Annotated in this window: 21 protein-coding genes; 9 read left to right on the top strand and 12 right to left on the bottom strand. The window is 60.9% G+C overall.

The genetic code is table 11. The features are described from left to right. The first annotated feature begins 61 nt into the window (after window positions 1-61). The 3 genes from R8L07_19260 to R8L07_19250 are packed head-to-tail and all read left to right on the top strand — an operon-like array spanning window position 62 to window position 4,729. On the top strand, window positions 62-1,861 hold the full coding sequence (locus R8L07_19260) for a hypothetical protein (protein ID MDW3207681.1): 1,800 nt from the start codon (window positions 62-64) through the stop codon (window positions 1,859-1,861). Window positions 1,862-1,869: 8 nt separating this feature from the next. Further along, entirely contained in the window at window positions 1,870-3,786 is a 1,917-nt protein-coding gene (locus R8L07_19255; protein ID MDW3207680.1) for a hypothetical protein, read from the top strand. A gap of 40 nt (window positions 3,787-3,826) precedes the next feature. After that, window positions 3,827-4,729 (top strand): pentapeptide repeat-containing protein, encoded by a 903-nt coding sequence (locus tag R8L07_19250; protein MDW3207679.1) that lies wholly within the window; start codon window positions 3,827-3,829, stop codon window positions 4,727-4,729. Between the two features lie 28 nt (window positions 4,730-4,757). Here R8L07_19250 and R8L07_19245 read toward each other — a convergent pair whose 3' ends face one another. Beyond that, complete coding sequence (locus R8L07_19245; protein ID MDW3207678.1) at window positions 4,758-5,297, bottom strand: N-acetyltransferase family protein; 540 nt, start codon at window positions 5,295-5,297, stop codon at window positions 4,758-4,760. A gap of 86 nt (window positions 5,298-5,383) precedes the next feature. After that, window positions 5,384-6,310: a LysR family transcriptional regulator gene (locus tag R8L07_19240; GenBank protein ID MDW3207677.1), complete on the bottom strand. Its 927-nt coding sequence runs from the start codon at window positions 6,308-6,310 to the stop codon at window positions 5,384-5,386. A 240-nt stretch (window positions 6,311-6,550) separates the two neighbouring features. Here R8L07_19240 and R8L07_19235 point away from each other — a divergent pair, with 240 nt between their 5' ends. Continuing rightward, on the top strand, window positions 6,551-7,984 hold the full coding sequence (locus tag R8L07_19235) for a sulfotransferase (GenBank protein MDW3207676.1): 1,434 nt from the start codon (window positions 6,551-6,553) through the stop codon (window positions 7,982-7,984). Between the two features lie 21 nt (window positions 7,985-8,005). Here the strand turns inward: R8L07_19235 and R8L07_19230 are convergent, their stop codons facing one another. Genes R8L07_19230 through metC form a run of 5 tightly spaced genes read right to left on the bottom strand, consistent with a single transcriptional unit; the run spans window position 8,006 to window position 13,056 of the window. Then, the gene (locus tag R8L07_19230) at window positions 8,006-9,247 is read right to left on the bottom strand and encodes an adenylate/guanylate cyclase domain-containing protein (protein MDW3207675.1); all 1,242 of its coding nucleotides are present in this window, start codon (window positions 9,245-9,247) and stop codon (window positions 8,006-8,008) included. A 52-nt stretch (window positions 9,248-9,299) separates the two neighbouring features. Beyond that, window positions 9,300-10,397: a molybdenum ABC transporter ATP-binding protein gene (modC, locus tag R8L07_19225; protein ID MDW3207674.1), complete on the bottom strand. Its 1,098-nt coding sequence runs from the start codon at window positions 10,395-10,397 to the stop codon at window positions 9,300-9,302. Beyond that, on the bottom strand, window positions 10,394-11,098 hold the full coding sequence (modB, locus tag R8L07_19220; protein MDW3207673.1) for a molybdate ABC transporter permease subunit: 705 nt from the start codon (window positions 11,096-11,098) through the stop codon (window positions 10,394-10,396). Before modB ends, modC begins: the two co-directional genes overlap by 4 nt. A 3-nt stretch (window positions 11,099-11,101) precedes the next feature. Then, window positions 11,102-11,860, bottom strand: coding sequence for a molybdate ABC transporter substrate-binding protein (gene modA, locus R8L07_19215; GenBank protein ID MDW3207672.1), 759 nt, complete (start codon window positions 11,858-11,860; stop codon window positions 11,102-11,104). Further along, on the bottom strand, window positions 11,857-13,056 hold the full coding sequence (gene metC / locus R8L07_19210; GenBank protein MDW3207671.1) for a cystathionine beta-lyase: 1,200 nt from the start codon (window positions 13,054-13,056) through the stop codon (window positions 11,857-11,859). The genes modA and metC overlap by 4 nt, the downstream gene beginning before the upstream one ends. A gap of 100 nt (window positions 13,057-13,156) precedes the next feature. On the opposite strand from metC, the gene R8L07_19205 reads away from it, so the two are divergent. After that, window positions 13,157-14,281, top strand: coding sequence for an NAD(P)/FAD-dependent oxidoreductase (locus R8L07_19205; protein MDW3207670.1), 1,125 nt, complete (start codon window positions 13,157-13,159; stop codon window positions 14,279-14,281). Here the strand turns inward: R8L07_19205 and R8L07_19200 are convergent. Then, the gene (locus tag R8L07_19200; GenBank protein ID MDW3207669.1) at window positions 14,278-14,442 is read right to left on the bottom strand and encodes a hypothetical protein; all 165 of its coding nucleotides are present in this window, start codon (window positions 14,440-14,442) and stop codon (window positions 14,278-14,280) included. The genes R8L07_19205 and R8L07_19200 overlap by 4 nt on opposite strands. Window positions 14,443-14,611: 169 nt before the next feature. Between R8L07_19200 and ccoN the strand changes: the two genes are divergently transcribed. The 4 genes from ccoN to ccoP are packed head-to-tail and all read left to right on the top strand — an operon-like array spanning window position 14,612 to window position 17,927. After that, on the top strand, window positions 14,612-16,078 hold the full coding sequence (ccoN, locus tag R8L07_19195; GenBank protein MDW3207668.1) for a cytochrome-c oxidase, cbb3-type subunit I: 1,467 nt from the start codon (window positions 14,612-14,614) through the stop codon (window positions 16,076-16,078). 18 nt (window positions 16,079-16,096) lie between these two features. Further along, complete coding sequence (gene ccoO, locus R8L07_19190; GenBank protein MDW3207667.1) at window positions 16,097-16,825, top strand: cytochrome-c oxidase, cbb3-type subunit II; 729 nt, start codon at window positions 16,097-16,099, stop codon at window positions 16,823-16,825. A gap of 14 nt (window positions 16,826-16,839) precedes the next feature. Further along, a complete protein-coding gene (locus R8L07_19185; protein ID MDW3207666.1) occupies window positions 16,840-17,046 on the top strand; it encodes a cbb3-type cytochrome c oxidase subunit 3 in 207 nt (68 codons plus the stop codon). Window positions 17,047-17,057: 11 nt separating this feature from the next. Next, a complete protein-coding gene (gene ccoP / locus R8L07_19180; GenBank protein MDW3207665.1) occupies window positions 17,058-17,927 on the top strand; it encodes a cytochrome-c oxidase, cbb3-type subunit III in 870 nt (289 codons plus the stop codon). Window positions 17,928-17,992: 65 nt separating this feature from the next. Here ccoP and R8L07_19175 read toward each other — a convergent pair whose 3' ends face one another. The 4 genes from R8L07_19175 to R8L07_19160 all read right to left on the bottom strand — a co-directional run bounded on the left by R8L07_19175 (window position 17,993) and on the right by R8L07_19160 (window position 21,743). After that, the gene (locus tag R8L07_19175; GenBank protein MDW3207664.1) at window positions 17,993-19,012 is read right to left on the bottom strand and encodes a GNAT family acetyltransferase; all 1,020 of its coding nucleotides are present in this window, start codon (window positions 19,010-19,012) and stop codon (window positions 17,993-17,995) included. Window positions 19,013-19,055: 43 nt separating this feature from the next. Further along, window positions 19,056-19,913 (bottom strand): 3-mercaptopyruvate sulfurtransferase, encoded by an 858-nt coding sequence (gene sseA, locus R8L07_19170; GenBank protein MDW3207663.1) that lies wholly within the window; start codon window positions 19,911-19,913, stop codon window positions 19,056-19,058. A gap of 24 nt (window positions 19,914-19,937) precedes the next feature. Continuing rightward, complete coding sequence (locus R8L07_19165; GenBank protein MDW3207662.1) at window positions 19,938-20,654, bottom strand: alanyl-tRNA editing protein; 717 nt, start codon at window positions 20,652-20,654, stop codon at window positions 19,938-19,940. An 87-nt stretch (window positions 20,655-20,741) separates the two neighbouring features. Further along, window positions 20,742-21,743 (bottom strand): cysteine synthase A, encoded by a 1,002-nt coding sequence (locus R8L07_19160; protein MDW3207661.1) that lies wholly within the window; start codon window positions 21,741-21,743, stop codon window positions 20,742-20,744. Between the last annotated feature and the right edge of the window lie 53 nt (window positions 21,744-21,796).

Genomic DNA, 21,796 nt, shown 5'->3' with positions numbered 1-21,796 from the left:
GCGCAATGCCCTCCTTGCGTTGGCTTGTTTCGTCCTCATGCCGTTGACGGGCGGGTGCCAGATGTTCGAGACATCGCCGGTGGGCGACCAGCCCGTGTCGCGTGCCGCAGGCGAAAACGAACCGGTTCGGTTCGCCGAAATGGGGATCGACATGGTGGAGCAGGGCCATTTCGAACATGCCTCTGCCCTCTTCAACAATGCCCTGCAGATGGATCCGACCAATTCCTATCTGCATTACCTTGCCGCACTGGCCTACCACCTGCAGGCCGATCAGGGCAATTCAGCCCACTATCCATTGGCGGTCGAGGGATATCGGTTGGCTGTGAAGTTCGATCACAGCAACTGGATGGCGCATTATCAGCTTGGCCTGATCGAGATGCGGAACAGGAATTTTCCGGCCGCCAGGGAGGCATTTTCCGAGGCAGCCCTGTATCGGGAGGACGACACTGACATCCTCTATAGTCTTGCCGTGGCATCCTATTATGCCCATGACCCTGTGGCCGCAGCCGGCTTCCTGAATCGCCTGACCTCGGTTGCGGAACCGTCACCACGGGCCCTTCGCGCGTCCGCACTCGTCATGGCCGCTGTCGGAAAGGCCGGAGAGGCGGGCAGTTACCTGACGCAGTATCGGACATTCGAAACGAATGAGGCGGTCCTGACCCGACTGACACGCCGGTTGCAGGACTGGGAGGCGTTCCATGCGCAGGGCGGCAGGGCGCCCCATCTGCATCTGACCCAGGGCTACGATCCCGCCTATGACCCGGCCTATCAGGAGGACGGCGATCAGCCGATCGACCCGGAGGAAGCAATTCGTGAAGCGACCGAATATGACCTGGACAACGACGATCGAGATTTCGACGATCCGTCCCTTGATGGCGATGAGGAGCCGATCGATTCCGTCATCGTCGATGTCGTCATCGTCCGAACGGAGGAAAACCTGACGACCTCGAAAGGGGTCAATTTGCTGAGTGGTCTGACACTTCAGTTTGGGGATGGCGACTTCAACAATGCGGGGCTTGGCTTCAAGACGGAGCGGTCTGAAACCATCGCCAGCAAGTCCGTGTCCGTGGTCAAGGCAATCAGCCTGAAGGCACTGGAATACTCGTTGAACATCGCCAATTCCAACACGCGGAGAAACGAAATTCTGGCGCGGCCAAGCCTGCTTGCGGTGGATGGTCTTGAATCCGAGTTCTTTTCCGGGAACTACATCAACGCGGCCGCCGTCGCGGCGCCTGACGCGACGTCCGGCACCGGTGCCGAAGTGGAAATGGATATCGGGGTCCGGCTGGCCGTGACACCGACCTTCCTGCCGGACGGACGGGTTAAACTGAATGTCGAGGCGGAACGGACATTCCTGACCACACCGAATACGACCTCCATTCAGTTCCAGTACCGGATCGACACGTCCAAGACCAATGTGAAGGCCAATGTCGTGATGCGATTGGGGGACACGTTGATCCTGAGCGGTTTGAGCGAGAAGGAAGTGGAGCGAGGACGGGACGGCGTGCCCTTGCTGCAGGATATTCCCGGGATTCAGTATCTCTTTTCCAAGGAAACGACGCAGGATTTTCAGAAATCGGTTCTCATCCTGCTGACGCCGCGGCGCCCGCAATACCTGTTTCGCCCGGAGGAGGGCGGGGTGCGGGAAGGAGAGGTGCAGGGATCCTCCCTTGCCGAGCTTCGCGCCCGCTACAATGACTGGTTCAAGCCCTATCCCAACTGGGCTTCCATCTTCAATCACCTGCAGGAGAACAAGCTCTACCGGGAGTTTAGAACCGGTGATGTCAGTATGGAAAAGTGGGGCGGCAGCGGAAACCTGGCGGAGCGTCTCTCCCTCGCCAGGAAGTTTCTGCATTACTGAGGTCGGTGATGGGCATCAAGCAATCGATCCTGGGATTGACCATCGCCTTGGCGCTGACCGGATGCGCCACGGCTGGTGACTTCCTTTCCGTTACGAAAACCGACGAACCCACCGAATCCGAATGGCCAAGGTCTGCGCCGCTATCTCTGGCAAAGAACGGAATGCGACTGCTGGAAGCCGGGGACTATGAAATGGCATCCCTGCGCTTCAACCAGGCGCTGAAGCTCGATGTCACCAATTCATACATCCAGTTCCTGAACGGGCTGGCCTATCACCTGCAGGCAGCGAACGGGCAGGTCTCGCTGTATCCGCTGGCAGAGGAAGGCTACAAGCTGGCGATCAAATTCGATCCCAGCAACTGGGTCGCGCGGCATCAGATGGGCTTGCTGTTGATGGAACGCCGTCGTTTCAGAGAGGCAAGGGCGCAATTCGCGGAAGCCGCACTGTTCAACAAGGATGATCCTGGAGTCCTCTACGGTCTGGCGGCGGCCTCCTACTATGTCGGCGATCCTGCGACCGCCGCCGCCGCCCTGAACCAGTTGTCACGGCGGAAAGCCTTCTCTCCCAATGAACTGCGTGCGGCCGCGGTGGTCAATGCGGCCCTCGGCAATGTGCAGGATTCCGTTCGACTTCTCGGGCGGTACCGGGATGCCGGCGTCGATTCCCTGGATTACAGGGTTGTCGAGTCACGCATATCGGGCTGGCGCCGATTTCACGAACGGCAAAATCGGCCCCACTTGATGTCTCAATTCCAGGAATCCCCCTTGCCGAACCGCGCGCCAACCGGTGCGGTCGAGGACACGCCGCTGCCGCCTGTCGGGGACTGGCAGGACGAGGAGACCGATCATGACACTGATATCTTCCACGGTCCCGGGCATGATAGCGGCGGCTTCGATCTGGAGGTGGCGCGGGCGGAGGATACGAAACGCCGTCAGCTGATCGAGGCGGAGCACGATGACGAAAACATGGTAATCGTCGACGTGGTCATCCTGCGCACGGAAGAGAACATCAGCACGGCGAAGGGCGTCAATCTGTTGAGCGGCCTGACCCTGCAGTTCGGCGCCGATACTTTTGGCTCTTCCGGGCTGTCCTATCAGATGACCCGCCGGAAGGAATACGGAAACAACACGGAGACGATCACCAAGGCGATCGGTCTGAAGCAGATCGAGTATGCCCTGAACATCGCCAACGCGAACTCTGCCCGCAGTGAGATCCTTGCCCGGCCCAGCCTGATTGCCCTGGACAATGAGGAGTCTGAGTTTTTCTCGGGGATCAACATCGATGCCAAGGTCGTGGTCGGTGGGGACGACATCACGCCGATCTCCGCAAACGAGGATATCGGCATCATGTTGAGGGTTCTGCCCGAATTTCTCGACGACGGCCGCATCAAGCTGAGCGTCTTTGCGGAACGGCAGTTCCTTTCGACGCCGAATACGACATCGGTGATTTATACCTTCCGGATCGACACCTCGAAGACCGAGGTGAAGACCAATGCCATCATGCGTTTCGGAGAGACGATGATCCTCTCCGGGTTGAGCGAGAAGGAAGGCGAGAGAAATCGCGATGGAGTCCCAATCCTCCAGGACATTCCGGGGGTTCAGTACCTGTTCTCGCGGAAAACGACGCAGGATTTCGAGAAGTCCGTTCTCATTCTGCTGACCCCGAGACGGCCGAATTACATCTACCGTTCTGAAGCATCTGCGGCGGCGGGCAAAGGGTCGGGGAGCGGACCCGTGGACGAATTGCGCGCGCGCTACAGCGACTGGTTCAAGCCGTATCCGAATTGGGCCTCGGTCTTTCATCACATGCAGGACAGTTCGCTCTATCGGGAGTTTCGCACGGGCGATGTTGAACTGGAGCAATGGTCGAACCAGTCGACCCTCCGCCAGCGCCTGAACAAGGTGGCGGAGTTTCTCTATTACTGACGGCAGGCCACAAGGAGGCTCGCCGGGCGAGGAGATGAAGATGACGCCATTAACCGTCGCTTGGCGCAACTGGAAGCGGATGGTCATGCTGGGCGTGCGGGCATGCGTGAGCGCCTTCTTGCCGGGCTTGGCAATGTTGCCGGTCGCATGCGGCCCCGTGGCCGAAATGCACGGTGCTTATGATGGCGGTCGTTTCGAACCGGAAAAGGGCCAGACCGAATGCCCCCTGTGCGACCTGCGATATCGCGATTTCGCAGGGGTAGACCTGAAGAACGGAAACTTCAGGGGGGCGTACATGTTCGATGTCGATTTCAAGCGCGCCAAGCTGGAAGGCACCAGCTTCGAAAGCGCGAACCTTGCCCTGGCCAAGTTCAATCGGGCCGATCTCACCGGCGCCGATTTGCGCAAAGCGGATTTGACGGGGGCAGCCCTCTATGGCGCGACCCTTCGCGGTGCGAAACTGGAGTTCGCGCGCCTTGTTTCGGCCAATCTGGAATCCACGGAACTGACCTTCGCTGACTTCACGACCGCAAATCTGCGCCATTCGATCCTGACCCGAACCTATGCGGACAAGGCCGTGCTTCGGGGGGCTGATCTGACCGGTGCGGTTTTGGATGAGGCCAATCTGCGCGGCGCCAATCTGGAGGGGGCGATTTTGAAAGGGGCCGATCTGAGCGGGGCGGATCTGTCGCAGGCCAATCTGAACGGTGCGGATCTGAGCGGCGCCAATCTGGAAGGTGCCAGACTGAGCTATGCCTTGCTGGCCGGGGCCGATCTGACCCGGGCAAGCCTTGTGGATGCCGACCTCGTCGGGGCCAATCTGAAGCAGGCCAGTTTTGAACTGGCCGACCTCAAAGGGGCGGAGCTGGATAGTGTCGTTGAACACCGGACGAATTACTGCAGGGCCCGTATGCCGGGTGGTGGGGAAGGGGACTGCAATTGAACTTCGCAACCAGCCCGTTGCTTCGGCCTCAGTCGATGCCGACTAGGATACTGCGTCGCTCCATCAGGACGACGTCCCGCCACATCCCTCGACGCGGACCGATTTCCATTTTTCCGGCGCGTTCGCAGGTTCCAATGGTTCGAAACCCGGTCGAGTGATGCAATCGGATGCTGATGTCGTTCTCGGGGAACATATGGGCCCGGATCGTCCAGACGCCTTGGGCTTCCGACGTTCTGATGAGGGCTTCAAGCAAGCGTCGCCCGATTCCGCGACTCCGAACCGAGGCGTCGACATAGATGCTCAGGTCGGTAACGCCGCGATAGACCGGTCGGGGAGAGGCCGGCTTCAACGCGGCCCAGCCGATGACGTCGCCATGCTGTTCCGCGACCATGCGGCAGTCTGGAAGGTAGGTTCCGTCCCATTCTTCCCAGGTCGGAATCTCTGCGGTGAACGTTGCGTCGCCGGACTGGATGCCTTCCGCATAGATTTCGAGGATGCGGGTTTGGTCCTCAAAAATGGCGTCGCGAATACTGTAGGCGCCCTGCGGGTTGATTGATTGGATCGACACGTCCTCTCCCTCTTGCTCGATCCGAAAGTCGGATAATTTCGTTAGCAAAAGGTCAACGGGGGGATCAACCGCAAGTGCATTTCCGACTATTCCGTCATGATCCTTTCCGACTCCAACTGGCGTTCAGAAAACTGCTGAAAGACATGTCGGACCGCCTTGATCGCCGGAATGTCCTCACGATCCCGTCGCCAGACCGCCACGAGCGGTCTGACAAGCGGCGGGGAAAGCGGCACAATGTTCAGCAATCCGCGCCGATGATCCTCCAGGACCGCCATCTCGGAAATCAGCGACCATCCGAATTTCGCCCTGACGAAAGTTTTTTGTGCTTCTGCACTGCCGATTTCGTGAATGTTCAGGGGATCGATCGGGGCGGATTCCAGCCATTCATCCTGCAGATCGCGACTAGCGCCGGATTTCTCGTACAGGATCAAACGTTTATCGGTCAGGTCCTGCGGGCGGATTCTCTTCGGAAGGTTTGTTTCGCCGGGGGGCGTGATACAGACGTAGTGATCGTTCATGAATTGCTGCTGCGCGAGTGCCCGATGGGCAATCGGCCCGGTCGCGATCAGGATGTCGAGTTCCAGATCCAGCACCATGTCGATCAGCGGCGCGGTATTGCCGGTCAGAATACGGATGCTGAGGTTGGGGTATTCCTCACTGATCTGCGTCAGAAGCGGGGGAAGTTGATAGGTGTTCACGGTCCCGCCGGCGCCGATACTGATCTCGCCCGTCACGATGTTTCGACGGGCGTCGATCTCGGCGTAGACATCCTCCAGCTCCCGGAAAATTCGACGTCCTGCCGCGATGAGCAGTTCCCCCTCTCGTGTGGGGCGGACCGATTTGCCAATTCTCTCGATCAGAAGCGTTCCGACCTCTTCCTCCAGTGTCCTGATCTGATTGCTCACGGCGGATTGGGTCAGCAGCAGTTCTTCCGCCGCGGCGGTGAATCCACCTGCTGAACAGACCGTCATCAATGCGCGGAGTCTCGATAGCGATGGAAACTGCCTGGTCATAGTGAATCTTTGAATGATCGGTTGTAGAAGGAACAGAATACGAAATGATGTGCGGGTGCCAAGCAGAACGGGAACATTCGCGCCTGCGCTCGGTGGGGAAAGGGCTTCGATGTTCGTCGCATTAGAGCGGTCGGCTTTTGTCAGGCGCGAGACTTCTGGCGGCACCAGCCTGTTTGATTTGGTCTGGCGAAGAAGGTACAGCCTTAGGGCTTAGTAGAGATGCAGTGGACGGGTGCCGGGATGAACAACGCAGTGAACGAACAGACGGTGGAAGCCGTGAACAAGATGTTCCGGTCGGGCCTGGTGGCTTTGCAGGCGGGCCAGGTTGAAGCTGCGGAATCGGCATTCAACAAACTGCTGAAGCAGGCTCCCGGGCATGCCGGCGCGATCAATGGACTCGGCATGATCGCGATTCAGCGCGGAGACCGGGAAATGGCCCGTGGGCATTGGCTGAAGGCAATCCAGGCCGCGCCGGACTTCTCTGCCCCCTACGTCAATCTCGGGAATCTTGATCGCCGGTCCGCCCCGCAGAAGGCCATTGAGTACTACCAGAAGGGCATCGAACTGGCCCCGAACGATGCGCAGGCGGTCTTTGCCCTGGCGTCCTTGCTGGAGTCGGTCGGCATGTCTGATCAGGGCGCAGCCCTGGCAAGCGATGCCCTGGTGCGGTTCCCGAAGCATCCTGGATTGGCGGCCGTGTCCGCGAAGGGGCTTGTTCGGCAGGGGCGCGCGGAGGAAGCAATTTCCGTTATGGAAGGGCTGGCCCTTGAAAGAGCCGGGCGCCGGATTGCACAGATGGTGCATTACACGAGGGCAGAGGCCTATGACAAACTTGGCCGCGCCGAAGATGCGCTCAAGGAAGCGGACGCCGGAAGGCAGGCTTTGGAAAGCCTGTTTCCGGATGCCCTGAACCGGGCCTCCGTCGAGCGTGCCGATCTCGCATCCGTCGGCGCGTTCTATGCCGGACGGGCACTCCCTTATGCCAAGGAAGGTCCGGGGGAGGATCTCGTCTTTCTGATCGGCTTCCCCAACAGCGGCACGGAACAACTGGCAGCAGTCCTGCGTCGGCATCCTTCGGTACAGCTTCGCGACGACGGTTTCAGCGTCGAGAAGGCAATTCAAACCGCATTTGGATCACCTGTCATCCCGCAGCCACTATCGCCCGGATTGGTGGAAGATTGCCGCAAGGCCTATGACCGCCATTTCGGGAAACCGGGCCAGGGCCGGAAGTTGCGGGTCGATCACATGCCCATTGCCGCCGCCTATGCCGGTTTTCTTGCCGAAATCTTTCCGGCTGCTCGCTTCGTCCGATTCCGCCGCGACCCGGTTGCGGCCTGCCTGGCGTCCAGCATGCGCGGATACGAATTGACGCCGATTTCCTCCTACCTTCTACGGTTTGAGAGTGCCGCCGACCTTTACGTTTCCGTCGAGACGAACTGGACTGGCTGCGCGGAAACGATGGCGGAAAGAACGCTCACGATCGAAGACAAGGATCGCGTGTCGGACCCGCAGAGCACCCTGTCGAAAGTCATGGAGTTCCTCGGGCTGCCCGGAACCATCCCGGGGGAGGCGGTCCAGGCCTTTGGTGAGGAATCCGGCATTCCAGCCGGCGGCGAGTGGAAGCGTTACGAGCCATTCCTCTCCAAGACCGCACTGGCCCGTCTCAGCCGCTAGAAACCCGGTCCGGTTATCCGGTCATTCGATGGCATAGGCGTCGATCGGTTGCGCGATGCCCTTGACCTCGTAGGCACCGACATGGCGGCAGTTCCGGTCGAGATGGCCTGCGAACTGATCGGAAACAAGCAACGGCGTCTTCGCCACCTTGGTCAGACTTTCCAGCCGCGCTGTCCGGTTGACGGCCGGCCCCATGACCGTGAAATCCAACCTGCTTGGTGCACCGACATTGCCGTAGACCACCGTGCCGACATGCAATCCGACACCGAACTGGATTTCCGGCTGACCGCGTCGGCGCCGCATATGGTTCATCGTGGCAAGTCCGCTGAAGGCGTCTTCGGCGGCGGCCAGGGCGTTCTGGCAGGCGCGTCGTGCACCGCCCACCCGGTCCGTGGGAAAGACGATTAGCATCGCATCGCCGATGAAGCGGAGAACCTCGCCGTCATAGGTCCGCACGGCATTGTAGACGAATTCGAAATACGTGTTCAGGACATCCAGCATCGCGACTGGCTCGAGGGTCTCGGTCAGATGGGTGAAATTGCGCAAGTCGCTGAACCAGAGCGCCGCATCGATTTCCTCCCCGTCGCCACGCTTGATCTTGCCCTCCAGCACGCGGCGGCCGGTCCGTTCACCGACATAGGTATCCAGAAGCGCGACGGACAGGCGATGCTGTGAAATGGACTCGATGACCGGTAACAGATAGCGGCACAAGGCATCGAATTTTTGAATGTCCGCGTCGCTGAAGCCATCCGGATGATCGGTCGCTACGAAAAAGGAATCGATCTGACCGCTGAATGCCTTCATGGGAATGGCATAGTAGTCGGTGCCGCCTTTTTTCCGGAGGTCGACCAGAACCGAGTGATGGCGCTCCGGGTCCAGGTCGTCTTTCAGACGATATCGGACGGGGCGCCCGGTTTCGCGGATCTCCTGCGCCGGGCTTCCGATGTAATCGGGGCTGTCGAAAATGCCATGGGCAACCTGATAGGTTTCCGTACCCTGACCTCGAAGCCATTGATGGGCCACTGCGACCAAGGTCGGATGAATCGTCCAGAAGGCGAGACGGATGCGCCAGACCGGGGCGCCGACGTCCAGAAGGGTCTGGCTCAATCCTGAAATCAGTACCGACGCATCATTGGTCTTGCAGCCGTCGTCCATGAGCCAGCGTACAACCGGGGCCAGGGGCCAGCCGTCGGTACTGCCCAGCAGGAGCTCGGCCTGTCGGTCGGGAGACATCGGATGGTCGATTTCTGTCTTGTCTGTCATGCGTGCCTAAATGGGGACCCGACGGGCCAATTCCACCGTCGCATCGCATCCGTCAGGTTTTCTGTCGCCCCGGGGATGTCCGATCGATCGCAACCGTCTTTATCAGGACCCAGATCTCACTGCCCGGTGCAAGTTTCAGGGACTGCGCGGACAGTTTGGTTATGCGCGCCCAGACCGGCGCCCCGACATCCACCAGAACCTCTGCCATGGGACCTTCGTCATCCGGTCGCACCTCGACCACACGACCGGGTAAGCGGTTCAGTATACTGATATCCTGGGGTTCCGTCAGGGAAAGGCTGACGTCGCGGGCCCGAATGCGCAGTTTCATCTGGTTGCCCAGTGCGAAGGGCGCGGCCGGAACGGTCAGGAAGGCGTTGTCCGCGATTGCAAGACGCATCAGCCCCGTCGCCGCGTTCTTCTCCGCGATCCGTGCGGTCAGGAATGCGCCGGCCTCGTATCGCCCGGTCAGGGGATGCAGGTCCAGACGCGCGGTCAGCCGCTCCACCGTATCCATCGCAACGATGCGGCCGGCATCCATCAGGGCCACGACATCGGCCAGTTGGGCGATCTCTTCCATCGCGTGGCTGACGTAGAGGATCGGAATCCCGACTTCATCCTTCAGGCGGGCGATGAAGGGCAGAATTTCGTTCTTGCGATGGGAATCCAGGGACGCCAGCGGCTCATCCATCAGCAGCAATCGGGGATTGGACAGCAGGGCGCGGCCGATGGCGACACGTTGTCGTTCGCCGCCTGAAAGCGCAAAGGGCTTCCGCGTCAGCAGATGGTCCAGGCCCAACAGCTGAACGGCCTGATCAAAGGAAACACTGCCATCGCCGTTGCGTCTTCGGCCGTAGTCCAGATTGGCGCGCACGTTGAGATGCGGAAACAGCCGCCCCTCCTGGAACACGTAGCCGATCCGGCGCCTGTTGGGGGGAAGGTCGATGCCGCGTTCCGTATCCAGGACGGTCTCGCCAGCAATTTCGATGCGACCGGTATCGGGCTTCAGCAGGCCGGCGACGGCATTGACCAGCGATGTCTTTCCACAGCCGGAACGGCCGAACAATGCGACCGTCGGCTGATCCTCCTCTGCGGCGAGGCTGGCATTGAGAGAAAAGTCTCCCATGCGACTGGCGACCCGCACGAAAATCATCGCGAAGCCGTTTCCTGCATTCCGATCGCGCGGCGCGTCCGACGGGCGACGGCTTCGGATGCAACCAGTGCCGCCACGGCAACGAGAACGGAAATCAGGGCAAGTCGCCCTGCTTCCAACTCGGCGCCCGGCGTCTGAGCCAGCGAATAGAGGGCAATCGGTAACGTGCGGGTCTCCCCCGGAATGTTTGCGACAAATGTGATTGTCGCGCCGAATTCGCCCAGAGCCCGCGCAAAGCCCAGGACCAGGGCGACGACGACGCCGGGGGCGATCAGGGGCAATGTCACGGACGTCAGCAAGTCCAGCCGCGTGGCGCCGAGCGTGGTTGCCGCGTCCTCCAATCGGAAGTCGATCTGTTCGAGTGACAGCCGGACCGCGCGCACCATCAGGGGTAATGCCATGACCGCGGCCGCAACGGCCGCGCCCTGCCAGGTAAAGGCAAGTGTCCAGCCGAACCAGTCCTGCAACGGCCCGCCGATCCATCCGCTGGGACTGAATGTGATCAGCAGCAGGTAACCGACAACGACGGGCGGAACGACAAGTGGCGCATGTACGATGCCGTCCAACAGCCACTTCAATGGAAACCGGCCCCGCGCCAGGACGAAGGCAAGCAGCATGGCCAGCGGCAAGGCGCCAAGTGTCGCGACCGCGCTGACTTTCAGACTCAGCAGCAGCGCTTCGGTCTCGAAGGCGCTCAACATCTTCTAATCCGCAGGGGCTAGAGTGAATCCGAACCGGCTCAACGTAGCCTGCGAGTCGGTTCCTTTCAAAGTGTCCAGTACCGCCCGGGCCGCCGGCGTGTCCCGAAGCAGGGTGATGGTGTAGACGATCGGATCGTGCAGATGGGTAGGGATCGCCAGTTGCAGCGACGCGCGGGACGCGGCTGCATCCGAGGCATAGACGATGCCATACCCGACGGCACCGCGCTCCACATAGGCCAGAGCAGCGCGAACGGAAGAGGCGCGAACGGCCGATCGCTCCAGAGAGTCCCATAGCCCCCCGGCCATCAGGGCCTGACGGGCATAGAAACCGGCTGGGACATGATCCGGATCGCCAATCGCCAGGCGACGCTCCATGAGAAGCGGCACAATGGATTCATCGAAACCCTCGATCTTCGGTTCGTCAGCCCCGCCGATCAGTACCAGCGCATTGCGCAGAAAAATCGATACGTCCTTCTGTTCAACGGCACTTTCCGAGGTCAGGTAGTCGGTCCATTGGCTATGGGCGCTGATGAAGATGTCCGCGGGGGCGCCGGCGACGATCTGGCGCGCCAGGGTGCCGCTGGAGGCGAAGACACCGTCCGCGCCGTCGATTTCCGACAGGATCGCGGCCAGCGGCTCCGCCAGGCTTGCCGCTGCAAAGACCCGCACACGGTCCTGGGTCTGGCCTTCGGTCGGGAAAGTCGATGCCCCCGCGACCAGGGCGACGATCCCCAGAAAGATGCGCAGGCCGAATAGCTTCACTTTCCGGCAAGCCGATCGAAACCGCGCTCCAGATCACGGATCAGGTCTTCCGGATCCTCCAGCCCGATATGATAGCGCAGCACCTGACCGTCCTGCGGCCAGTCGGTCGCCGTGCGGATTTTCTCCGGATAGGAGGTGATGCACAGGCTTTCGAAACCTCCCCAGGAAGCGCCTATCCCGAACAGCTCGTAGCCTTCGACCATCGCCACAAGTCGGTCGCGGTCCGGTGCCTTGATCACCGCACCGAACAGACCACAGGCGCCGGTAAAATCACGCTTCCAGATTTCGTGGCCGGGATCGCCGGGCAGGGCCGGATGCAGGACCCGAACGACCTCCGGCCGCTCGGCAAGCCACTGGGCGATACGAATGCCATTCTCATGGTGACGCATCAGCCGCGTCGGCATGGTGCGCAGACCGCGCTGAACCAGATAGCAATCGTCGGGCGAAACGCCGATGCCCTGGAACATGACCGTCTGATGGATCAACTCGTAGAGTTCCTGCGTGGCGCAGGACACGCTGCCCAGCATGGCGTCGGAATGGCCGCAGGGATACTTGGTCAAGGCATGTGCCGAGAAATCGATCCCCAACGCAATCGGTTTCAGGAAGTATCCGGCGCCCCAGGTGTTGTCGATTCCCGTCAGAACGCCTTTCTCCTTGGCTGCTGCAATGATCGCACGCAGATCCGGCATTTCGAATGTCAGGGAGCCCGGCGCCTCGGTCCAGACCATCTTGGTTTCCGGACGGATCAGATCCGAAATTCCCGATCCGATGGCGGGGTCGTAGAATGTGATCTCGCAGCCCAGTTGGGTCAGGTATCCGCTGCCCAGGGATCGGACCGGCAGATAGACGTTGTCCGGGATCAGGAAATGAGCGCCCGGGGCCGCCAGCGCCATGAAGGGCTGGGCACAGGCGGACATGCCACTTGGCAGCAGCTCCGTGTCCGCTGCGCCTTCCAACTCGGTCAGCGCATCGCGCAGTGCGAACTGCGTCGGTGTTCCCATCCGGCCGTACATGACCGAGTGCCGGCCGACCTTGTGGGCCGTGCCTTCCTTGCGTCCTTCCCAGGATTTGACGGTCGGGTGCAGGATTGTTGAGGCGTGGTATACGGGCGGATTGACGACGCCGAAATTTTCCATTGGTCGCCGTCCGGCATGCACCGCGATCGTATCGTCGTTATGTTTCTTGTTTTCGTCCACGCGCCGATCCACCCTTTGATTTCTGCTTGTTGTCGCACCCGTCGGCGAGCAGCCTATGCGCCTTCGTCGGAATTGCAAATCCTGGTCGGGGAACAGCGGAATGGATGAGGTTGAAACCGTCGTGATCGGCGCCGGCGTGGTCGGTCTGGCCTGTGCAAAGATTCTCGCCGAGTCGGGACGGGACGTGGTCGTGATCGAACGCGCCGATGCGATCGGCACGGAAACCAGTTCCCGCAACAGCGAAGTGATTCACGCCGGCATCTACTATCCGCAGGGCAGTTTGAAGGCGAAGCTGTGCGTCCAGGGCCGCAGAAGGCTCTACGAATACTGCGAGGCGCGCGGTGTGCCGCACCGTCGCTGCGGCAAGCTGATTGTCGCCACCTCCGCAGAGGAAGAGCCGGTTCTGAATGAAATCCTGGAAAAGGCCCGTGCCAATGGTGTGGTCGGCGCGGATGACCTGGTCTGGGTATCGGGTCAGGAGGCGAGGGCGATGGAGCCGGCCCTGCGTTGCACGAAGGCGCTTTTGTCGCCTTCGACAGGGATCATCGACAGTCATGCGCTGATGTTGGCCTATCAGGGCGATGCGGAAGCGGCGGGGGCGATGCTGGCCTTCGAAACGCCGGTGACGGCCGGGGCCCTGGGCGACGGGCGCATTCTGATCAAGACGGGGGGCGCATCGCCGATGTCGCTTTCGGCGCGCGAGGTGGTCGTCGCCGCCGGTTTGCACAGTCAGACGTTTCTCAGGAACCTTTCGGGCTATCCGGCGGCCCTGGTACCCGGTCAATACTTCTGCAAGGGGAACTATTTCATCACCGCTGGCAAGGCGCCATTCCGGCATCTTATTTACCCGGTGCCGGTGAAGTCCGGGCTGGGCGTCCATGTCACCTTGGACATGGGCGGCGGCATGCGGTTCGGTCCGGACACCCAATGGATCGACGGGCTGAACGGAGAAGCGACATTGAAGGTCGATCCGGCCCGGGGGGAGGCCTTTTACGCTGCCATCCGTCGATACTATCCGGACCTGGCGGACGGCGCGCTCAGCCCCGGCTATGCCGGCATCCGCCCAAAGCTGAGCCCGCAAGGTGCCGTCGGCGACGACTTCCAGATAGACGGGCCGGAACGACACGGCATTCCGGGGCTGGTTGCGCTTTGCGGTATCGAGAGCCCGGGCCTGACCTCGTCGCTGGCGATCGCAACCGAAGTGCTGGGCCGGCTCCAGGCTTAACGACCGGTATTCTGGACGATCAGCCCGTAGGTATAGCCAACTCCGAAAAGCATCAGCAGCAACCCGACCCATTCCATGGTCTGGTCCGCTGCGCCCGCGGCGAGGATAAGCCCCATCAGGGCCAGTCCGGTCATTACAATTCCCAAACCCCAACTCGTCATTGTCTTACTCCCGATGCAGGTATGACCGGATCGTTTCCGGTGCGCCTTTATGACCGCCGATTTCCGACCCCGCCTTGACCTGCATCAATGAAGCTTGATGCGGCGCAGGTCATAAAGCGCACAGTTGAGTCGCCCCCGGGCGATCCGCACGCGGTTGGAGATATGAGAGATGAAAGCTACGCATGCCGAATTGGGGGCTGCGCCGCAATACGATGAAACCGTAGTCCGGTACTTCACGGTTGCGACCGTCCTATGGGGTGTCGTCGCCTTTCTGGTGGGCGTGACGATCGCCTTCCAGTTGGCGTTCCCCATCCTGAACTTCGATCTGCCATGGCTGTCTTTTGGACGGCTGCGGCCGCTGCATACATCCGCAGCGATCTTTGCATTCGGAGGGTGCGCGTTGTTCGCAACCTCTCTGCATGTGGTTCAACGAACCTGTCGGGTGCCGCTTTACGGCGGGCGCGACGTCGCCATGTTCCTGTTCTGGGGTTATCAGCTGTTCATCGTCATGGCGGCCGTAGGCTACGTCACCGGCGTTACCCAGGGTCGGGAATATGCTGAACCGGAATGGTATGTGGACCTGTGGCTGACCTTGGTCTGGGTGGTTTACCTGATCGTGTTCCTGGGCACGATCATACGCCGCCGGGAGCCGCATATCTATGTCGCCAACTGGTTCTATCTGGCTTTCATCGTCACCGTTGCGCTGCTGCATGTCGTGAACAACCTGGCCATGCCCGTTTCACTGTTTGGGGCGAAATCCTATTCGGCCTTTTCCGGCGTTCAGGACGCGCTGACCCAATGGTGGTACGGGCATAATGCCGTCGGCTTTTTCCTGACCGCGGGTTTTCTGGGGATGATGTATTACATCATTCCAAAACAGGCGAACCGGCCGGTCTATTCCTACCGACTGTCCATCGTGCATTTCTGGTCGCTGATCTTCCTCTACATCTGGGCCGGTCCGCACCACCTGCATTACACCGCATTGCCGGAATGGGCGCAGACATTGGGCATGGTCTTCTCGGTCATGCTGTGGATGCCCAGCTGGGGCGGCATGATCAACGGCATCATGACCCTGTCCGGTGCCTGGGAGAAACTGCGGACAGATCCGGTCCTGCGCTTCATGGTGACCGCCGTCGCCTTTTACGGGATGTCGACCTTCGAAGGGCCCCTGATGTCGGTCCGCGCGGTCAATTCACTGAGCCACTACACCGACTGGACTATCGGCCATGTGCATTCCGGTGCCCTTGGCTGGGTCGCTCTGATCAGTTTCGGGGCGGTCTATTACCTTGTGCCGGTACTCTGGAATCGTGAGCGCCTGTACAGCCTTCGTCTCGTTGCCTGGCACTACTGGATCTCGACCATCGGCATCATCCTCTACATCACATCAATGTGGGTGTCGGGAATTCTGCAGGGGCTGATGTGGCGGTCCTACGACGAGTTGGGTTTCCTTCAGTACAGCTTTGTCGAAACCGTGGAAGCCATGCATCCGTTCTATGTGATCCGGGCGATCGGCGGGGTCTTCTTCCTGCTGGGCTCGCTGATCATGGTCTACAACCTGTATCGCACCATGCGCGGGGACCTGCGCAGCGAAACGCCGGTCGAGCGGTTTCAGCCGGCGCCGGCCGCGGCCGAGTGACCGGGGAGGGAACCAGAAATGTCGCTAATCAAGCACAAGTTCATCGAAACGAACGTTTCCCTGATGACCGTCCTGGTCCTGATCACGGTGTCCATCGGCGGGATCGTGGAACTGGTGCCGCTGTTCACGATCGAAAGCACGATCGAAGAGGTGGATGGCGTGCGGCCGTATACGCCGCTGGAACTGGCCGGCCGGAACATCTACATCCGCGAAGGTTGCTACAACTGTCACTCGCAGATGGTTCGGCCGTTCCGGGACGAGGTGGAACGCTACGGCCATTACTCCATTGCGGCGGAGAGCATGTACGACCATCCGTTCCAGTGGGGGTCGAAGCGCACGGGGCCGGATCTGGCACGTGTCGGCGGGAAATATTCCAACGATTGGCAGGTACTGCACCTGGTCGATCCGCGCGCGGTCGTGCCGGAATCAATCATGCCGGCCTATCCCTGGCTCGCAGACCGCACACTGGATACCCAGGAAATCGCCGATCATCTGACGGCACTGACCCATGTCGGTGTGCCCTACACCCAGCAAATGATCGTCGAGGCCGCCGCAGATATGAAGGGGCAGGCCGACCCTGACGGAGATTGGGACGCAATTCAGTCCCGATATCCGGGGGCCGTTGTCGGCGACTTTGACGGTGACCCGGCGCGCCTGACGGAAATGGATGCCCTTGTCGCCTATCTGCAGATGCTCGGTACGCTGGTTGATTTCAGCCAGTACGACGCCGACGCACTGCGCCAGTAAGGGGGAACAAACCCATGTGGGACATGATTGTCGAATTCGCGAATGCCGGATGGAACGCGTGGCTGCTGCTGATGTTCCTGATCGCCATTGCCTATGCCCTGTGGCCAACCCGGATGCGTCAGGCACAGATGGACCACGCCGCGCGCATTCCCCTTGAAGAGGGGGCGGCTGACGAGGTTGCAGCACGCCGGGCGGACAGCCGTCGCGACCGCCGGAATTGAGGAGGCATGTGATGCCAACCAAAGTTGAGAAGGATCAGGTGACGGGGGTCGATACGACCGGTCACGAATGGGATGGGGTGCGGGAACTGAACAACCCGCTGCCGCGCTGGTGGCTATACGTCTTCTACGCCTCAATCGTCTACTCGATCGCCTATATGGTCATATTTCCATCGGTTCCCCTCGGAACGACCTATTTTGCCGGTACCTCGGATTATTCCGCGCGGGTCGAAGTTGCCGAAACATTGGCAGCCGCAAGGGACGCCCAGGGCGACCTGCTGGCACGGGTCGCGGATTCCGATCTTGCCGCGATCCGCGGTGATCAGTCCTTGCTGGCCTTCTCCGTCGCGGGGGGGAGCGCGGCATACGCGGAAAACTGTGCCGCCTGTCATGGTACGGGAGCGACCGGCGGACCGGGATATCCCAATCTACAGGACGACGACTGGCTTTGGGGGGGGGATCTGAACGCCATCAGCGCAACGATCCGCCACGGCATCCGCTGGGAACAGGATGAAGATACCCGCTATTCAGAAATGCCCGCCTTCGGTGACGGCATATTGAGCCGGGCTGAAATCGAGGCGACCACCCAATATGTCCTTCGTCTGGCAGGGCTGGCGCATGATGCCGAGGCCGCCCGGTCGGGCCAGGCGGTTTATGCGGAGCAATGCGCGGCATGCCACAAGGAATCCGGTGACGGCGATCCGGAACTCGGCGCCCCGGCCCTGAATGATGCGGTCTGGCTCTATGCCGCTACGGAAGAGGAGATCACGACGCAGATCGCGAAGCCTCGCCATGGCGTCATGCCCGCCTGGGAAAACCGGCTCAGCCCGGTCACCATCAAGATGCTGACGGTTTATGTTCATGAACTGGGGGGCGGGCAGTAGCCGAGGTCTGCAATCTGGACAGACGGGAAGGGCGGTCGCAGTGCGGCCGCCCTTTTCGTTCAAGATCAATAGCCTGGGCTCAGGACCTTCACCGACTTCGGGATGAATCCGGAAGCCACCGGATCCGGTACCTGTTTCGTGACCCTGTCGACGACCTGGAATCCGGCCTTCTGATATCCCTTCAGCGCGGCGGGATGATCCAGGGTGCAGGTATTCACCGTCAAACGTGTCGGGGCGGGGGTGCGGTTCCAGGCACAATCGATCCCCCAGTTCAGGAGATAGGGACCTAGTCCCCGACCAATGAAGTCCGGCAGCAGCCCGAAATAGGCGACTTCGGCCCGATCCGGCATGTCACGGAAATCCAGTTCGACAAATCCCGCGGGCACGCCGCCGAGGCTGAGGACATAGATCTCCACCGCATCGTCCTGAATGATCCGCGCAAGGTCTTCGTCGGAAAAGGCCCGGCGTTCCCACCACAGCCAGGGGTCTCCGACCGTGTGCTGCAGATAGCGGTAATATGAAACGGTCGGGGCCTGAATCCGCTGCAGAGCCATCGGTCGCTGCGTATGGGGCGGGCTGGCCGCGGGGCGCGACGGTGGCTCCGTCATTTCCAGATAGGTGATCGTCACGTCCAGGTCGCGCGGCGGGGCCATGTCGGGTGACTGGGCCGGCGGTTCCTTCAGCCACTTCGCCAGCAGCGCACGCGGTTCCTGACGGTAATCCAGCGCCTTGTATAGGTCGATGATCGGGGTGTTATCCGCCCGGACGATCAATTCCACCTTCGGACAGTCGAGCGCGCGCAGCCAGTCCTCGGCCGCGGCGATGATCTGCCGACCATAACCGTTACCCTGCAGGTCCGGACGGACGGCGACGTAGTAGATCCAGCCGCGGTGCCCATCGAATCCGGGCATGGCGGAGGCCACGATTGCCCCTTGCACCTGTCCTACCAGGATCGTGCCGCCGGCCGACGCCCGGACGGTGCGGATATCGCTGTCGGGATCGTTCCAGGGACGGGTCAGCCCGCAGGCTTTCCACAAACGGACGAGATGCGCTTCATCGCCGTCGGCGATCTCCCGGATTTCCATACTGATTTCCTTGTCTCAACAGCGCCGAATTCGACGCAAGCGCCTATGCGGAGGGATTGTCGATCGGGGTGTCCGTGCGGGTTCCCCATTCCGACCAGGACCCGTCATAGACCGCAGCGGACTCGTCGCCAAGCAAATGCAGGCCCAGAACCAGAGCACAGGCGGTAACGCCCGATCCACAACTGGTTACAACCTTGTCCCGGCCAACCCTGATTCCCGCCTCACGGTACAATTTCTCAAGGGCGTGTATGTCCCGGACTTTCTTGGTTTCCGGATCGGTCAGCAGATTGAAGGGCAGGTTCTTCGAGCCGGGAATATGGCCGCCACGTACCTCAGGCCGAGGTTCCGGCGTGCTGCCGTCGAACCGATCGGCCGGGCGCGCATCCAGCACCACCTCCTTCGGATCGTTGAGATTCTGCATTACCTCTTCGACCCGTCGTACCAGACCGGGCCTGAAACTGGGGGTGAAACGCGCGGCATGGACTTCGGCCGGCGGCTCCGTCTGCAAGGGTAAGCCAGCGGCCTTCCAGGCCGGCAGTCCGCCATCCAGAACCGAGACCTTGTCATGACCGAACAGTCGGAACATCCACCAGGGGCGTGCCGCCGAGAACAGGCCATACGTGTCGTAGCAGACAACATGAGTGTCATTGCTGATCCCCAGCGCGCTGACATGCGCCGCGAATTGCTCGGGAGAAGGGATCATATGCGGCAGCGGGCTGTCCGGATCCTTGATGCCATCGACATCAAAGAACCGGGCGCCCGGAATCCGCTCCGCGCAGAATTCGGCATAGGCATCGCGCTTGGCGGTCGGCAAGTGAAAGGTGGCATCCAGGATCACGATTCCTGGGTCGTCCCGTTTTCCCTTCAGCCATTGGGCGGATACCAGGGGGAATGTACTCATGATGCGGTCTCCGTTCGTTCGGCTTCATGCTTCCAGGTGGATGTTCACGCGCCGGTTCCGCGCCCCCTTGTTCTCGATCTTTCCGACCCGTAGCCGGCCAATCTCCCCGGTATGGGCGATATGGGTCCCGCCGCATGGCTGGAGGTCGACAGCCTCGCCCACCTTGACCAGCCGCACACGGCCGGCATTGCGTGGGGGCTGAACCGACATGGTGCGCACCAGATCCGGATTGGCGTCCAGATCGGCGTCCGAAATCCACATGGTCTCCAGCGGATGATCCTCGTCGATCAGGCGGTTCAGCGCCTCGGTCAGGGCCTCCTTGTCCAACGTGTAATCGCCGACGTCGAAATCCAGGCGACTCTTGTCGGCGCCGACCTGGCCGCCCGTCACACCGCAGGGCACAAGGGAGCAGAGAAGATGCATGGAGGTGTGCATCTTCATCAGGCTGTAGCGGCGGTCCCAATCGATTTCGGCCGTTACCGGTGTGCCGGGTGAAGGCAGGTCCTGACCGTCCTCCGGCACATGGATGATGTCCCCGTCGACATTGATGGTCGTGCCGATCCGGATCTCTCCACCCTCGAAGCGCAACGTGCCGGTGTCGCCCGGCTGGCCACCGCCCGTGTAATAGAAGACGGTGCGGTCCAGGACGATACCGCCGCGATCGTTCACTTCGATCACGGTGGCATCACAGGTCTTCAGATAGGAATCGTCTCGAAAGAGCTCTTCGGTTCTTTCGGTCATGGTGGCCTCCAGATCAAGGTGCGCGCGGAATGCGTCACAGCCTAATCAAGGCGGCCGATTTTGCCAGAGCCGATTTGGCCGACAGGACTACAGCCAGTCGGGGGCGGGAAGACCCTTCTCCTTCAGGAAGGTAGGGTTCCAGACCTTGCCCATATATCGATGGCCCCAATCGCAAAGGATCGTGACGATGGTGTGCCCGGGTCCCATCTCCTTCGCCAGTCGAATGGCGCCTGCGACGTTCACACCGGACGACAAGCCCAGGCACAGGCCCTCTTCCTTGAGTAGCCGATGCGTGATGGGAAGGGCTTCCTCATCCTTAATCTTGTAAGCATCGTCGAAGACAGCGCCGTCGATATTCCCGGTGACACGACCCTGGCCGATGCCTTCCGCGATCGATCCGCCTTCTTCGGCCTTCAATTCACCCGACTTGATCCAGTTGTACATGGCGGCGCCCCAAGGGTCTGCCGCCGCGATCTGGATGTCCTTGTTCTTGCCCTTCAGATAAAGGCTCAGTCCGGCCAGCGTGCCGCCGGTTCCCATGGCGCAGGTAAACCCGTCGATCTTGCCTTGGGTCTGGTCCCAGATTTCGGGGCCCGTCGACCGGATATGCGCTTCGCGGTTGGACAGGTTGTCCCACTGGTTTGCATAGAGCGCACCATGAGGCTCGGTAACCTTGCGTTCTTCGGCAATGCGCTTCGCCGTGTGCACATAATTGCGCGGATCCTTGAAAGGCACCGCTACATTTTCGACCAGTTCAGCGCCCAGAAGACGCAGAGCATCCTTCTTTTCCTGGCTCTGCGTTTCCGGAATGACGATCAGCGTGCGATAGCCGCGCGAGTTGCCGACGCTGGCCAAGCCAATGCCCGTATTGCCGGCCGTACCTTCGACGATCAGACCGCCGGGTTCCAACTCACCCCGCTCCTCGGCATCCAGTATGATGTACTTTGCCGCCCGGTCCTTGACCGATCCGCCGGGATTCAGGAACTCCGCCTTGCCCAGAATCGTGCAGCCGGTTTCTTCGGACGCGCGCTTGAGCTTGATCAGGGGGGTGTTTCCGACGGCGTCGGTGAAATCGGATCGGATGGTCATTTGACTACGCCTTTGTGTGAATATTTCGGTTTGCGCGCGGCTAACCGTAAATA

The sequence above is a fragment of the Alphaproteobacteria bacterium genome (assembly GCA_033344895.1).
GTDB lineage: Bacteria > Pseudomonadota > Alphaproteobacteria > UBA8366 > Aestuariispiraceae > Pacificispira.
This window is presented reverse-complemented; position numbering and strand designations above follow the sequence as displayed.